Raw genomic sequence first — 14,795 nt, 5'->3', positions numbered from 1 at the left:
TAACTCCTTTAAAATGGTGGTAGTTCCAAGAAAAATTATATGAAATTACCGAGGAGCTAAAATCCCCATTTTGTTGAAAATATATCTCGCTTTATTAATTGAGTAAAAATAATTATCCGGGAATCACTTTTTGAGACCGTAAAAGTGAACGGATTTACACTAAAGTATACCGGTGTTTATGGATTGAAATTAGTGTGTATGGCGATTCTAACGTGCATTAACGCCCAATTTAATTACTTCATGGCATTTTGGGCATTATACAAACACTAGGAATATGGAAGATGGGAATGGCTCTTGGTAGTATATATATCAGTGCATTCACCTTTGATGTTTAGTGATTCCCTATCCAGCAAACGGAATTGGATATAAGAACAACAGGGTAATGCTGATTTACAAAAACATTAACCATATACTAACTAACTCCAATAATAATGACCAAGAAACAGGAACCACAAAAAGGTAACTCCAAAACTGATGACCTCAATCAGAATACTGAGAACGGTCGAGGACATGCCATGACCACCAATCAAGGTCTTAAAATTAATGATGATACGAACTCTCTAAAAGCAGGTGAAAGAGGAGCCACTCTTCTAGAAGACTTCATCCTACGAGAGAAGATCACCCACTTCGATCATGAACGAATTCCCGAACGGATTGTACATGCAAGAGGATCTGGAGCACATGGGGTGTTCAAGGTGTATGACGACTCCTTAAAAAAATATACCAAAGCGGCATTTCTTACAGATCCTTCTCGGGAGACCCCACTTTTCACTCGATTTTCCACTGTAGCAGGGTTTCGCGGATCAGCAGATGTTCCCCGGGATGTGAGAGGATTTGCTGTTAAATTTTACACCGAAGAAGGTAATTACGATTTGGTAGGTAACAACATGCCTGTGTTTTTCATTCAGGATGCTATTAAATTTCCTGACCTTATCCATGCAGTAAAGCCAGAACCACATAACGAAATTCCTCAAGCAGCTTCAGCTCACAATACTTTTTGGGACTTTGTATCCCTGTCACCGGAAACCATGCACAATATCATGTGGCTAATGAGCGACCGGGCAATTCCTCGGAGCCTAAGAATGATGGAAGGCTTTGGAATTCATACCTTCCGACTGATCAATGAGGAAGGTAAATCACACTTTGTAAAATTCCATTGGAAACCCTTATTAGGCACACATTCAGTAGTCTGGGACGAAGCTTTGAAAATAAACGGTCAAGATCCGGATTTTCACAGACGTGATTTGTTTGAGGCCATAGAAAGCGGAGCCTTCCCGGAATGGGAATTGGGAGTTCAGATTGTTCCCGAAGAAGATGAACATAACTTTGATTTTGATCTTCTCGATCCTACCAAATTGATCCCCGAGGAAATTGTACCTGTTCAAAAGGTAGGTAAAATGACGCTTAACCGTAACCCTCAGAACTTCTTTGCTGAAACCGAACAGATTGCTTTCCACCCAGGCCATTTAGTACCGGGAATAGATTTCACCAATGACCCGTTGTTACAAGGAAGATTATTTTCGTACACTGACACCCAGCTAAGTCGTCTGGGAGGACCAAACTTCCATGAAATCCCAATTAATAGGCCTATAACTCCTATTCACAACAATCAGCGGGATGGCATTGCTCGAATGGAGATAAATACCGGCAAAACCAGCTATCACCCTAACTCTATATCCCAGGGTGACCCGAGACAGGCTAAAGTAAGTGAAGGCGGATTTGCGAGCTATCAAGAAAGAGTGGACGCAAATAAGGTAAGGGCAAGAAGTAAAAGCTTTATGGACTTTTTCAGCCAACCTAAGCTATTCTATAATAGTTTGTCAGAACCAGAACAAAGTCATGTAGTAGAGGCTTTCTGTTTTGAATTGGGAAAAGTCGATATGCCTGAAATTCGTCAGCGTGTAGTGAATTTGCTATCTAAGGTAGATGGGGCATTGGCCAAAAAAGTGGCTGATGGATTAGGATTGGCGGTGAAAAAGCCTGAAGAACCTATCAACCATCAATTTGGAGCTGATGCAAATCCTCAGGATTATCAACCGGTTAAGGTAACCCCAACGCTTAAAGAATCGCCTGCACTGAGTATGGTAAATACGATCAAAGGATCAATAAAAACCCGTCAGATTGCATTTTTGGCAGCAGATGGCGTTGATTCCAAATCTCTTTCTATCATGAAAGATGCATTGGAATCAGAAGGTGCAGTAGTTAAAATAATTGCCCCTAGGTCAGGATTTATCAAAGACAGCTCAGGAAATGAGGTAAAAGTGGATCACAGTATTTTGACATTTTCATCGGTATTGGTAGATGCTATTTATGTTCCTTCAGGAGAAAAAAGCATTAACACATTAAAGCAGACTCCGAAAGTCATTCACTTCTTGGACGAAGCTTTTCTGCACTGCAAAGCTATTGCAGCTGATGATGAGGCGAGCGAACTTGTTAAAATCACATATATAGCCAAGTACCTAAATAAAAATTTGGAGAAACAGATAGATAATGGCTTACTGCTAGGAAGTATTTCAGATAAGAATTTTTCCGAAAATTTCATCAAAGCAGTTGGAAATCACAGGTTCTTTGAAAGAGAAAAAGAAGGAAAAATACCAGCTTAAAAACCACCATGGGAAACATTAATTTGTTTCCCATTTTTTAACTAAGACTATGAAAGAATTAATCGACGCAGCTAGAATAGGCGACACAGAAAAGATAAAAGCTCTTCTGGAAAATGGAGCGGACGTAAACTATAAAGATGAAAAAGGTTTTAGCGCCTTAACCATTGCAACATACAACAACCAGATTAAAGCAACCGAATTCCTGTTGGAAAATGGTGCAGATGTAAATGTACAGGACAAAAGTGGCAACACTCCCTTAATGGGAGTGTCATTTAAAGGCTATGCTGAAATTGCCCAGCTATTACTGAAATACCATGCAGATATAAATGCCACGCACGGTAATGGAGGTACAGCCCTAATGTTTGCGAGTATGTTTGGAAAAAATGAGATCGTGAAACTTTTGTTAGCAAATGGAGCTGATAAGATGATGATGGATCATAAAGGCCTGATGGCTGTGGATCACGCTGGTATGCAGGGTAATTCAGAAGGAATTGAATTGTTGGCTTAAGAAATATCGTATGAATGCAAAAAAACCAGATCTCCCCTGCTGGTAAATTAATATTATACTTTTATCCGCTTTTGTGCCAGTATGGAGTCAAAAGCAAAAAAGGGTAGGTTAAACTTAAGAATCGAGGCCGCTTCAGGTTCTCCCGCAAGTGCGGGAGGCTTCGGTCATCGGTCATCCAGCCAGAAAAGCAAAGATTCTAATGTGACTGGAATCATAACGGATAATCATTAAAGTATTAAGCGCATAACACTGCGTTACATGATTAAGAAAAATCAGTTTGGGACGAACAGGAAATCTAGAGAATAGTTCTTTGCATTTCCGCCTCTAAATTTCAAGGATTACCTGCTTTTCGAAAACGAATCATCTCTACCCTGCTTTGAATCTTATTTTAACCTCTCCACCCAAACTTATCTGGGATTTTCACAAAAAGGTTATGCTAAAATATACTCCAATTCTTCCATGCAGATCAAACAGGCGTTTGCGCACTCTTGAAATTCCACTAGTTCATGCTGTTTGAATTCATTAAGACAAATTTCACAGGTTTGATAGGTCTGATTCATTACGCGACCTCTATCGAGCTTAGCTGACTCACAAGCATCTAGACATTCCACACAGATATCGATGCATTCTTTCGCCTTTTCAATGCATTTTTCCATACCAGGGGAGTTCCTATGCTCAGATACTAGTTGATGACAATTTCGAATGCATCGCTCCAGCGCTAGTGTACAGTTACTTTTTAATTGAATAAAACGGGTCATGGCTAAAAGGTTAATTCCAATATCAGGAAACCAAATAACCCGCCATTTTAATGCAGAAAGACTAATAGGTGTTTAAATAAATATTAAGGCCACTAATCGTTTCTTAATTGATTTTAGGATTAAGTTTTAAAGGGAAAATTCTTCTCAAAATGGTGCATTCATTCCATTAGCATTCAACTTGTTTTGACATGGAAGTTTTCGAAATGTATCTATCAACTAAAGAAAATTTTATTGAGAAATATCTTCCAAAGTCCCGTTTAGCCACTTACTACATTCGTGATCGGAATACCAAACATTCCCTATTGCATGCACCTTTCTTTTTACACCCGTCATAGGATTTACAATGGTATATTCAATATCGTACTCGCCCCTAGACTCGATGGTTAAAGCACTCTGAATTGCAACTTTTACACGTTCTCTATCCTCAGGTACGATAGCATTAATTGCCATCTCGAGATCAAACTCATCTTTGGCTTCTAACCCAAACCAGGTTTTAAGCCTCTCATTGGCAAAAAAACTATTAGTGACTGGATTGTAATTCCACGTGGCTAATTCATCAGAACCTGCAGGAACATTTATAAAGTCTTTTACTTCTTTCATTTTCTAGATTTTAAATTCCTTTATAATGATCATTCAATATACTACTTGTCTTAAAAATATACACGGTAAAGTATAGAAAGCCCATAAGTAAGTACTTCTGTACACTCCTACTCTATGCAATTCATCTATTGAAGAAACCTTAAACTCTCTGAAAAAGGCAGATTTACTTGGAGTTACAAATCTAAATTAGGTAATAGATCTTCGGTAATCACTTTGGGAGTCTACATGGATCTGAAAGCGATATTGCAGTTGCAGACACCCCTTTGCTCCTCCCTTTTTTCTCGCTCATGAGAGCTGACTTGTTTGAAAATAACATCCTAAGGCTAAATTGTTTCCCTTCTTTCCTATGGCATTTCGCAGTACCTCTTTTACAGATAGTTGAAAAGGGCTGTTTGATTGGTTTTTTCACTTCATTCTTCCTAGTTATTGTGTATTGGTTTGGTTTTTTTTAAAAACCTTAAAATCTTGAGCCCTGCACTACCTGCAAGGAAAGGGTACAAACGAGCAACAGCATAGGCGCACCTAAAATCAAAAAAAATCAATTTCCCTAGTAGAATCTACCGTTCAGGATTTCAAAAATGATTCACAGGCTTTGACAAAGGCATCTTTCCTACGAACAGAAATTTCCAATTTCAATCCATTGGATAAGGTTACATACCCTGATTTTGAATAAACTTTGATGAAATTCAAATTAATAAGATGGGAATTATGGATTCTGAAAAACCCAAAATCTAACAACAGCCCCTCAAAGTACTTCAGTGTTTTAGAAACAGTATATTTTTTCCCATCCTTGGAAAACACGTGGGTATAATTAATAGCAGCCTCACATCTTAAAATGTCCTGAATTGACAGAAATTCAAAGCCATCTTTGGTAGGTAAACTGATTTTCTTTGAATTGGGTAGCTGGGAAATATGTCCCATTAGCACATCTACCCTTTCTTTAAGCTGCTTTTGATGCATTTTATCTGTGGCCTTTTGAAATGCCACTAGAAAATCCTCCCTATCGATAGGCTTCAATAAGTAATCAATAGCCGAAAACCGAAAAGCATCTAAAGCATATTGTTCATATGAAGTGGTAAAAACCAGACAAAAATCAACGTATTCACTTCCTGAAAGCACCTCAAAGCCGGTTCTATTTCCTAGCATCACATCCAAGAATACCAAATCCGGCCTGTGAATTTCCAGTCCTTCAATAGCCGAATCAACAGAATCAAAGCAAACTATAACGGATGATTTCTGATATGGCTTCAAAAAAGCAAGGATGCGATCTGTGCAATGTTGTTCGTCATCAATTATAGCTATTGTCATTTCCCAAGTCAAAAGGCAAGATGTAAAGGTAAAATGATTTCCACACGTGTTCCTGAAGCCGAAGTATTATCGATTATGCGGAGCTCACCCTGAAATCCAGATTGTTCTCGAAGGATTTTGATACGGCTTTCAGTGATAGATACTCCCATGGATTTTTTCTCAGTATCACTATTTTTATTATTTCTTCCTACTCCATTATCTTGTACGGAGCAGAGCAATTTATCTTTTTCCTTCTTAAAATTAATTTCAATCAGACCTTTTTCCTGCATTCCTAGAAAAGCATGCCAGATACAATTTTCTATAAATGGCTGTAGAATCATCGGTGGAACCAAAATATTGCCTGGCTCCAAGTCTTCTGAAATGTTGATTTGGTAAGTAAATTTACCTGCTTGTCTTTTACTCTCCACCTGCAGGTATAATTCCAAAAATCTAATATCATCACTCAGCTGAATTTCATTCAAAGCAGAATTTTCCAAAACCATTCTCATAAGTTTCCCAAACTTGGAAAGGTAGTCCTGTGCTGCATCAGCGTCATTTTTTAAAATATAATCCCCAATGGAATTCAGGGAATTAAATATAAAATGAGGGTTCATCTGAGACCTGAGGGCCTTTAGTTCAGTTTCCGAAACCAACGCCTTGAAATCGGCTTCCTTCTTTGCTGTCAAGGCATCTCTGCGTCGCATGTAAAAATAGCTGGCGATCAACAAACCTGTCAGGATTAATATACCTGTCCAGAGGGTGTATTTCCTGACCAATTTTTGCTTTTCGATTTCGGCAGCAGCTTGAGTTCTTTCTTTTTCAAAATCAAAAGCCATTTGCTTCCTATTGATCTCCACACGGCGGTTCTGATTATTCAAACTATCCTTCAAAGTAGAAAAGCTACGGTATGCATCCAATGCCTCTTTGAAGTTTCCCTCGGCAGCATAAATATCTGACAAGGTGCCCCACGCAGATTTTTGAATAAAAAGATTCCCTTGTATCAAGCTGTATTCCAGAGATTCCTGAGCTAGTGCAGCCGCTTTTTCCAAATCCCCTGTTCCAAGATAGGCCATCGCTGCATTGGCATAGGCAGTGGGTTTTACAAAATCAATTTCAAGCGAATCAACCAATTTCAGACTTTTTTCTGCTGTCGTAATCGCCTGCTCAGGTTGACCAGCCTGGGAATAGATCAATGAAAGGTTGCTGTACAAATTGGCTTGCTGGGTAGGATTGGTGTTTATCTGCGCATGCTCCAGCCCCTTGCTGAAATAGAAAATAGCTGAATCATAAATTTCTAGAGATCCATAAATATTTCCAATATTCAGGATCGCCGTCAATTCAGCAGCTGCACTGTTATCAGAGACCTCCCTAAAAAAATCAAGTGCCTTTTTAAACTCTTCCTGTTCGTAATAAATGGTAGCTATATTCCCTTTTATCCCCCACTGGTATTCATTTAGATGAGCATGGGACTCTGCCAGGTTAAGGGCCTGAAGGTAATAGTCCAAGGCCTTAAATGGGTTGGAAAACGTGTATTGATAGATCAATCCAAGTCGTTCATCAGCCATCAAAACACCTTTCTGATATCCTAAAATTTCAGCAGCCGACAAAGTTTGCAAAGCCATATCCAACAAACTGCTATCAGCAGTAATTGAAAAAAGGTTTTTCTTCAGATAATCATTTCTCTGATCAATCAGAATAGAGTCCTTTTGGGAAAGTTGGTGGATATCCAGAGCCAGAGTATCCTGGTCAACCAGCAGGAAAAAATCAAGGAAAAATACCAGTACAAGATAGAAGCCCATATCAACGAGAAAAGCTCCTGTAAATTAAAGCTTTAGAACAAAAAATAAGTCATTCTACACAATTAATCTATCAAAGTCTACAGTAAATAAATTGCTCTTTCACTGCATTTCATTCAGGTTTAAATTTATCAAAAAGCCTAGAAATGGAGATTCAAAAAATTCAAACGTATTTTTCAAAACCAGAAAAGGTTCTTTTGGGTGCCTGTGTAGCCACAGCTAGTAAAACCGGACTCTCGATCCTCGCAATTAGGATAATGATTTTGGTCCTTACCATTTTCTATATACCCATTGGTCTACTACTCTATCTCGGATTATTCCTAGGACTGGTTTTGAATAAAGGGAAGACACTAACTTTTGCCCTTTTCGGGACACTGATCGGCATTCCCTTGAGTTATTATTTTCAGCCCGAGGTAGTGCAAAACTGGAGAGGCGGATCAGGTGTTTTTGGATACTTAAAAAACTTCCTGAGCATGGTGGAAGAATATGATCGCTTGGTCGGAAATGGTTGGGCATTAGTTCAGAACATGCTGTTGGCCATAGTGGTAACCACTCTTATTGGAGGTGCAATTGGATATTATTTGGATAAGAAAAACAAAACAAATCCCTCATGAAAAAAACCCTTATTTATACGCTGCTGCTTGCAAGCACTACTTTTTTGCTGGCTTGTTCCAGTGAAGACGATTCGCTGCCCAAAGCCTCAGAATATTACTTCAGCTTCAAAGTAAATGGTCAAGCTATGGACTATCCTTATCAACCTGAAAGCCAGATTAATCTAACAGGAGGCCTTTATTTTGACGGAGTTAATGAATTAAATATCATGCAACTTTCAGGAAGTAAAGACATTTTTCAGCCCCTCAAAAATCAAGTGGTTTTCAGATTAGAGAATATAGAGGAATTTAAAGAAGGGACTAAGTATACAAATATACCGTCCAATGGCTTCTTAGTTGCCCACTCCTATTTATTTGGATATTATGACGAAAACGGTAAAAGCTTTCTTGCTTCCAAAAACAGTCCTCTTGCATCCCTCTGGGATTCCGTTGAGATTGAGTTTAGTGAAATTAATGCAAATGGAATCAAAGGAAGTTTTTCAGGAACTGCCTTAAATTATGATAGCAGTACTGGGATGAATGTACTCACTGGGAAAGTGGAAATTACCGAGGGAAAATTCCATGTGCCAAGAAATAATGAATAAGGTTGGGAAATTGCTAATAGAACCACAGCATAAGTACTTCCAACAACCACCGAATTAATTATTTTTCAATAAAATCGATACAGAAATAGTTTTAGGTATTGACAGGCAAATCAATAACTAGCAAACATCCATGATTGGGTTGATTCTCAATAGTAAATGAGCCTTTAAGCATTTGCACTTTTGCTTCAATCCCAACTAAGCCCATTCCCCAGTCTTTTCGTTCTTTTTGAATACCAATTCCATCATCCTCAACTGTAATATTCAAGGTGTCCTCATGATTTATTAATTGAACCCGAAGATGTTTTGCAGAAGCATGTTTCAGCACATTTTGTATAAGCTCCTGACAGATCCTATACACCGTTAACTCAATTTGATCTTCTAACCTTCTTTCAAACCCAAGAACCTGAAGTTCTGCAATAATTGGCGTCGATTCATTTATATCCTCTATCAGTGACTGCAAAGCAGAAGGCAGGCCAAATCTCCTCAAAGATACCGGTGACATATGATGCGCAATTTTCCTCACCTCTCCTATGGCAGCATCCAGTTTATCCAAGGTTTCTTTTCCCTCCTGTAGCAGATGATTTTCTTCGTATTTATCAAACATATTTGCCAATCGAATTTTTATAGTGGACAGTTGCGATCCCAAGCTGTCGTGCAACTCGCCGGCAATCCTCTCTCGCTCATATTCCTGTACTTTCAGCAAGTCTTTAATGTGAACATTTTTCTGCTTCTCAATTAAAGTCATTAGATCCTGTTTTTGCTCTACTTCCAATTTAATCTCCTGGTTAAGCAATAAGCTCCTTTCATAGATCCTGGCATTTTCTAGAATTATTCCGCCTTGACTTGCTAGAATACGAACCCAGCGTATAATTTCATTGGAGTAATTAGCACTACAAAAACTACTTTCCAAGTAAATGATCATAGAGAGGCTATCTGAAATGCCTACCGGGAAAATCATGCAGGATTTAATTCCAGCCTCATTTAGTAATCGAAGTTGCGGGAACCCATTATCAATTTCCAATTCATCGAAAATTAGGGGAGACTTTGTGCGGTACGACATCAGAAAAATTCCAGACAAATCAATTGCTCCAAAAATTTCCCGATTTCTTAAAGGTTTATTGAGGAGCTGCATTTCTCCCTTTTGGCCAAATTGCCCTTTCTCCTCTATTAATTGTATAGCCGCACCACTGGACGCAGAAATCCTAAGTAGGATTGTCAACAGTTTCTTTGAGATAAGCTCTGCATCCATTTCACCACCAAGTTCCCTTAGAATATTTTCTATATCCAAAGGATTGTTTTCCCTGATACTTGAATCAAATAAAAATGAGTATTGCCTCACCAGCTGCCTAACTTTTCTTTTTGCCTCCCACAATTCATAATTGTTAACTGATTCCAGGAAATAAAGCTTTGCTGAGTCGTAGTCTTTCTTTGCCAGGTAATATTTTCCGGTCAACTCATTGGATAAGGCAGCTTGATAAAGATTACTTCCGGCAAACTGACATGCTTGTTTATAATCCTGTTCTACCTGTAATTCATTTGCTCCCGATATTCTCCCAATTTCTGCTTTAAGTAACCAATAGTCAGAAGCATAGTTAGCTGGTGCATGATTGTACCATGCGTTTAAGTCCCTAAAAACGCCTTTCAGCCAAGCTAGATTTTCCCGCTTCTCCTCCTCTTTCAGGTTACCCCAGTTCTGAGTTATAGAAAAACTCAGAATCAGAATATTTGCCGGCACTAAGGGGGAGGCTTCTTGTAATTTCTTGTTTTGATTTGCTTCCTCAGCGCAAGCTTTTGCCTGGTCGTAGTATCCAAAAAGGAAAAAATACCTTGCCAGTACGTAGTTTCTGTAGAATCGCTCCTCCTGCAAAGTCAGCTTTGCCGCCAGGCCACCTGGATGCTGTTTAGGAAGGGATAGAAAAGGGCTTTCAGTGGTCAAATATCGAATCAACTCCTTTTGGTAATGCGTGATATAGTAGGTCAACTCCATACCAGGATATGATTCCCTGAAATCGAAAGATAAAAGTCCTGATATTGGTTTTCCACTTATAAAATGAAGATTAAAAAGGTGTGTTTTGAGGATGTATAAGCCAATAAGATCACCGGACTTTCTTCCAACTTCCATTCCTTCCTGCAAAAGAATCGTGCTCTCATCAAAAGCTCTTTTCCATGGTTGAATATAAAATGCAAAAACCCCCAGCACTCTACATCTGTATTGAAGATCTTCTAGGGCTGTATTAATATCAAGCCCCATTTTCCCAAATTCATATCCCCCGGTAAGATCCCCTGCAATAATCCGCATTCTTCCATAACTCACATATCCAATGGTACTTACATTGGGAAGCTTAAAGTATCGCGAACGCAAAATAAGCTGTAAGGCAGCCCAGGTCATCAAAGCTTCCGAAGTATGGTGCATCGCCATGCCTCCTATGTATAACAACCTAAGAATAGACGATTGCCTTTCATCTTCTTCTTGTTCAAAAAGGGCATCAATTTTTGAGCTTTGCAGTGAGACATGCTTTTGAAAAACCTGGATTTGCTTAGTTAATTCCTGATCATTTGAAGGTATGTCAATACCGAGTTCCCCTAATATTTCCTGAAGAATAACAACAGCTTTTCGATATCGGCCCAAGTGGTTATTTATGACAATCTTTAACTCAAAGGCTTCAGCTCTATGCTTTTGGATACTTAGATGCTCAATCAAAAAATCCAATTTGATTTCAGCTAAATCATATTCCCCAAGCAAGTATTCAATTTTAGCACTTTCTATATGTGCCTGAAAAAGAATTTCATTTACTTCATCCCATCGTAATCCTTTCAAAAGTTCAAGCGAAGCTTTTAGAAAAATCTTTGCTTGGGAATATGCATTTTCATCCTTCTGAAGCTTTGCTACTTCCAACAAGATAGTTGCCGCATGCACTTTCTCTCCGGTCTGGGAAATACTGTCTGTTCCAAATTGTAAATGTTGGGCTATAATGACCTTATCAGAGTTGCTTAAAAGACTAAAATTATCCCTGAGTAAAACTTTAGCCAGTTGAAAGTGATAGGATGATTTTTGGTTATTCGTGAGTCTGGAATAAATAAATTCCCGAAAATAACTTTCAGAAAACACATATTTACCATGATTAACCACTAATATCCCATCGGAAATAAGATGGGCTAAAACGCTTTTAGCATCAGGAATATTAGAGCAAAGGTGTTCAAGGTCATTTTCGGAAAGTTGTTCTGCACAGGCATTCAATCCTACAATTTTTTTAGCAGAATCAGAAAGGGAATTTAATCGCTCCTGATAAAACTGGGTAGAGTTAACACCCTGAAATCGAGCCTTTATCTCTGTGACATTGCCTCTCCAGCCCTCTTTGTCTTTCACCAGGAGTTTTTCCTGAACAAGCGCATCAACTAAGGTGCTCAATAATGCTGGGTTCCCTTTCCCCAGTTGATGAACCAACTGGCTCGCAGTTAATTCACATTTCCCTCCCAACAGTTGCTCTATAAAAAGCCGGCTTTGATCCAGGGTAAATTCTCCCAATTCTATCCTTTGAATATGCTTTTGGTCAAAGCCGAGTGAACCAATTAATTGATCAACTTGCCCTAAATCTTCTTCAGAATCACGAACTGCGCCTAGCCAAAGCAACTTGGATGGGGGAATGTGTGTGAGTAGGTATTGCAGTAAGTTTGCACTAGAACCATCAATCCACTGCAAATCATCTGTAAAAAGAATCAGTACCCGATCCGAAAAATCACTGAAATATTCAAAAAATACTTTAAAGAGGTAATACAGCTGATTTTCCATTTTTGGTGTATTGGAAATCTCTTGCTTGCCCCCTTTAGGTACGAGCATCGTCAGTTCAGGAATATATTCACACATCAAAGCAAAATTTTCCCCCAATGCAAGACTTAAACCTTCCGAAAATGAAACGAAGGTGTCAGGGTCCATCTCTCTGAACTTGGTTCTTAAGTAATTTCCAATTGCCAATTTCAAACCTGCGTAGGGAACATGTTGAAGTTGGGGCGATTGACTGCTGATCAACACATCAAAGCTTGAGTTTTGTAGGTATTTTTCTATTAAAAAAGTCTTGCCGGCACCAGTTTTACCGATAATTACTGCCCCATTCCATAAGGTATTCGAAGGGTGAAGCATCCTCTTCAAATATCCATCCAACTGGTCGAGTAAAAGATTATGAATGGATAGGTCTTCTGAAACACTAGGTGGGAATGAGCTTTGCATCTAAACTAAATGAAAATTAAGAAATACACTTAGTGCTAAACTAAGAAGCAAAACAAGGAGTTGGTATATTTTTAGGGGGAATTATAATACCGGGAAGCTAGAATTCTAACAGATCAAGCTGTCAACCTAAGGAATATGCGGTGATGGCATCATTCACAGAGCCATGAATCTCCAATAGTTCGGCAGCCTTTTCATAAGATAAAGATGGTATTTCTGAAATAAGCATCCGTACTCCTCTATCAACAAGTTTGGAATTGCTGAGCTGCATATGAACCATCTTATTGCCTTTCACTTTCCCTAAGCGAATCATAAGACTGGTACTGATCATGTTCAGGATCATTTTCTGTGCAGTACCTGACTTCATTCTTGTGCTTCCAGTGACAAACTCAGCTCCAACCTCCACTTCTATGGGCTGGATTGCATAGGCAGAAATAGGTGCATTGGAATTACATGAAATACTTGCTGTCAAAATCCCCTGCTTTCTTGCTTCTTTAAGTCCACCAAGTACGTATGGGGTTTTGCCTGATGCGGCAATTCCTATAACTGTATCATTCTGGTTTAAATTATACTTGGAAAGGTCTATCCAAGCTTGATTTACATCATCTTCCGCTCCTTCGACAGCAGACCTTATGGCTTTATCGCCTCCTGCTATCAACCCAACGATCAAATCCGGGGAAGCTCCAAAGGTTGGGGGTATTTCAGATGCATCCAGCACGCCTAATCTTCCGGATGTCCCTGCGCCTATGTAAAACAGTCTCCCTCCAGCATTGAAATTTACAACCAACTTTTCTACAAGCTTATCAAGCTGAGGAATTACCTGCTGAACAGCGAGTGCTACTTTTTGATCCTCCTGATTTATAGATTCTAACAGCTCTACTAAAGGCATAGATTCTAAATTATCGTAGGAAGAAGGAGATTCGGTAGCAAGATTCATAGACATCGGGGATAGGGCAAGGATTTTTCTTTAATAATTAGCCAAGGTTTGGCAATGATAATCTACCAGACCATCCATAGGACGCTGCTCTATTTTCTGGATGCTTTCTCCAAACTCTTCTGCAACTGTTTTCAGATGGACAGCAAAATGGTAGGCTATTGAACCTGTAAATACAAGGGGATCAGACTTGTGGGATTTTCTATAAGGCAAAATATAATATTCAAAAAACTGCCGGAAATTCTTGTAAATAATTGAATGTATGACTGGGTTAGAAGCGTTCTTGAGTAGAAATGGAGTAAATGAGGCCAAAAATCGATTGGCTTGGGGCTGGTTGTAAATCTTATCCAGAATCATGCGTTGACTCAGTTCATACTCCCTAAAGAATTCTTCTCGAAGGTCATCCCCCAGATTACCCTGAAGCAGTTCACGAATGAGATCTCTACATAATACTGTGCCGCTTCCGTAGTCTCCCAGAATGAAACCCAAAGAAGGGACACTACCTATAATATCTTTTCCATCGTACAAACAGGAATTTGCTCCTGTCCCCAAAATGCAAGCAATGCCTGTTTCTCCCTGGAGTAAACTTCTTGCCGCTCCCAATATATCACCGTTTACCTCGGCAGGTACTTGGGCTGGAAACAATTCATCCAGAACTCCTGCCAATTCAGCTGCTTTAGAAGGATGTCCACAGCCTGCCCCATAAAAAATAACTTTACCCACATCTGAAACCTTATCTAGCACCTTATTTCTAAGTTCTTTTTTGATTTCATCTGCGGCCAGAAAATAGGGATTAAGTCCTTTTGATTTGAGGGATACTAAGCATTCACCTGATTTATCTATTAGTCTCCAATCAGTCTTAGTAGACCCACTATCTGCCAATAAAAGCATT

At 39.1% G+C, this 14,795-nt stretch carries 11 protein-coding genes; 4 read left to right on the top strand and 7 right to left on the bottom strand.

Translation table 11 applies throughout. The features are described from left to right. The first annotated feature begins 431 nt into the window (after positions 1 to 431). Both QOL76_RS12330 and QOL76_RS12325 read left to right on the top strand, forming a co-directional pair. Positions 432 to 2,603, top strand: a complete 2,172-nt coding sequence (locus QOL76_RS12330) for a catalase (RefSeq protein WP_283413272.1) — start codon at positions 432 to 434, stop codon at positions 2,601 to 2,603. A 49-nt stretch (positions 2,604 to 2,652) separates the two neighbouring features. Beyond that, positions 2,653 to 3,111 carry an ankyrin repeat domain-containing protein gene (locus tag QOL76_RS12325; protein WP_283413271.1) on the top strand — a complete coding sequence of 153 codons (459 nt, stop codon included), beginning with the start codon at positions 2,653 to 2,655 and terminating at the stop codon, positions 3,109 to 3,111. Between the two features lie 431 nt (positions 3,112 to 3,542). Here the strand turns inward: QOL76_RS12325 and QOL76_RS21300 are convergent, their stop codons facing one another. From QOL76_RS21300 to QOL76_RS12310, 4 genes are all read right to left on the bottom strand, one after another. Beyond that, positions 3,543 to 3,869, bottom strand: a complete 327-nt coding sequence (locus QOL76_RS21300) for a four-helix bundle copper-binding protein (protein WP_465251384.1) — start codon at positions 3,867 to 3,869, stop codon at positions 3,543 to 3,545. A gap of 228 nt (positions 3,870 to 4,097) precedes the next feature. Beyond that, a complete protein-coding gene (locus QOL76_RS12320) occupies positions 4,098 to 4,469 on the bottom strand; it encodes a PAS domain-containing protein (RefSeq protein WP_283413270.1) in 372 nt (123 codons plus the stop codon). Between the two features lie 564 nt (positions 4,470 to 5,033). Beyond that, complete coding sequence (locus QOL76_RS12315; RefSeq protein WP_283413269.1) at positions 5,034 to 5,777, bottom strand: LytR/AlgR family response regulator transcription factor; 744 nt, start codon at positions 5,775 to 5,777, stop codon at positions 5,034 to 5,036. Positions 5,778 to 5,785: 8 nt separating this feature from the next. Then, positions 5,786 to 7,555, bottom strand: coding sequence for a tetratricopeptide repeat-containing sensor histidine kinase (locus QOL76_RS12310; RefSeq protein ID WP_283413268.1), 1,770 nt, complete (start codon positions 7,553 to 7,555; stop codon positions 5,786 to 5,788). Between the two features lie 143 nt (positions 7,556 to 7,698). Between QOL76_RS12310 and QOL76_RS12305 the strand changes: the two genes are divergently transcribed. Together QOL76_RS12305 and QOL76_RS12300 are read left to right on the top strand one after the other, a co-directional pair. Further along, positions 7,699 to 8,166, top strand: a complete 468-nt coding sequence (locus QOL76_RS12305) for a hypothetical protein (RefSeq protein ID WP_283413267.1) — start codon at positions 7,699 to 7,701, stop codon at positions 8,164 to 8,166. Continuing rightward, complete coding sequence (locus tag QOL76_RS12300) at positions 8,163 to 8,747, top strand: hypothetical protein (protein ID WP_283413266.1); 585 nt, start codon at positions 8,163 to 8,165, stop codon at positions 8,745 to 8,747. The genes QOL76_RS12305 and QOL76_RS12300 overlap by 4 nt, the downstream gene beginning before the upstream one ends. Before the next feature lie 91 nt (positions 8,748 to 8,838). Here the strand turns inward: QOL76_RS12300 and QOL76_RS12295 are convergent, their stop codons facing one another. The 3 genes from QOL76_RS12295 to QOL76_RS12285 all read right to left on the bottom strand — a co-directional run bounded on the left by QOL76_RS12295 (position 8,839) and on the right by QOL76_RS12285 (position 14,794). Beyond that, positions 8,839 to 12,972, bottom strand: a complete 4,134-nt coding sequence (locus QOL76_RS12295; RefSeq protein ID WP_283413265.1) for an ATP-binding protein — start codon at positions 12,970 to 12,972, stop codon at positions 8,839 to 8,841. A gap of 121 nt (positions 12,973 to 13,093) precedes the next feature. Further along, positions 13,094 to 13,906 (bottom strand): N-acetylmuramic acid 6-phosphate etherase, encoded by an 813-nt coding sequence (murQ, locus tag QOL76_RS12290; RefSeq protein WP_283413264.1) that lies wholly within the window; start codon positions 13,904 to 13,906, stop codon positions 13,094 to 13,096. Between the two features lie 30 nt (positions 13,907 to 13,936). Then, positions 13,937 to 14,794 carry an N-acetylglucosamine kinase gene (locus tag QOL76_RS12285; protein WP_283413263.1) on the bottom strand — a complete coding sequence of 286 codons (858 nt, stop codon included), beginning with the start codon at positions 14,792 to 14,794 and terminating at the stop codon, positions 13,937 to 13,939. Position 14,795 lies beyond the last annotated feature (1 nt).

Origin of the sequence: Algoriphagus winogradskyi, assembly GCF_900182815.1 — a bacterium.
Classification (GTDB): Bacteria; Bacteroidota; Bacteroidia; order Cytophagales; family Cyclobacteriaceae; genus Algoriphagus; species Algoriphagus winogradskyi.
This window is presented reverse-complemented; position numbering and strand designations above follow the sequence as displayed.

What these genes read in the sequence shown, in the direction of transcription:
- QOL76_RS12320 (WP_283413270.1), bottom strand. Translation starts at nt 4,469, where the DNA reads ATGAAAGAAGTAAAAGACTTTATAAATGTTCCTGCAGGTTCTGATGAA.
- QOL76_RS21300 (WP_465251384.1), bottom strand. Translation starts at nt 3,869, where the DNA reads ATGACCCGTTTTATTCAATTAAAAAGTAACTGTACACTAGCGCTGGAG.
- murQ (WP_283413264.1), bottom strand. Translation starts at nt 13,906, where the DNA reads ATGAATCTTGCTACCGAATCTCCTTCTTCCTACGATAATTTAGAATCT.
- QOL76_RS12330 (WP_283413272.1), top strand. Translation starts at nt 432, where the DNA reads ATGACCAAGAAACAGGAACCACAAAAAGGTAACTCCAAAACTGATGAC.
- QOL76_RS12310 (WP_283413268.1), bottom strand. Translation starts at nt 7,555, where the DNA reads ATGGGCTTCTATCTTGTACTGGTATTTTTCCTTGATTTTTTCCTGCTG.
- QOL76_RS12305 (WP_283413267.1), top strand. Translation starts at nt 7,699, where the DNA reads ATGGAGATTCAAAAAATTCAAACGTATTTTTCAAAACCAGAAAAGGTT.
- QOL76_RS12295 (WP_283413265.1), bottom strand. Translation starts at nt 12,972, where the DNA reads ATGCAAAGCTCATTCCCACCTAGTGTTTCAGAAGACCTATCCATTCAT.
- QOL76_RS12300 (WP_283413266.1), top strand. Translation starts at nt 8,163, where the DNA reads ATGAAAAAAACCCTTATTTATACGCTGCTGCTTGCAAGCACTACTTTT.
- QOL76_RS12325 (WP_283413271.1), top strand. Translation starts at nt 2,653, where the DNA reads ATGAAAGAATTAATCGACGCAGCTAGAATAGGCGACACAGAAAAGATA.
- QOL76_RS12315 (WP_283413269.1), bottom strand. Translation starts at nt 5,777, where the DNA reads ATGACAATAGCTATAATTGATGACGAACAACATTGCACAGATCGCATC.
- QOL76_RS12285 (WP_283413263.1), bottom strand. Translation starts at nt 14,794, where the DNA reads ATGCTTTTATTGGCAGATAGTGGGTCTACTAAGACTGATTGGAGACTA.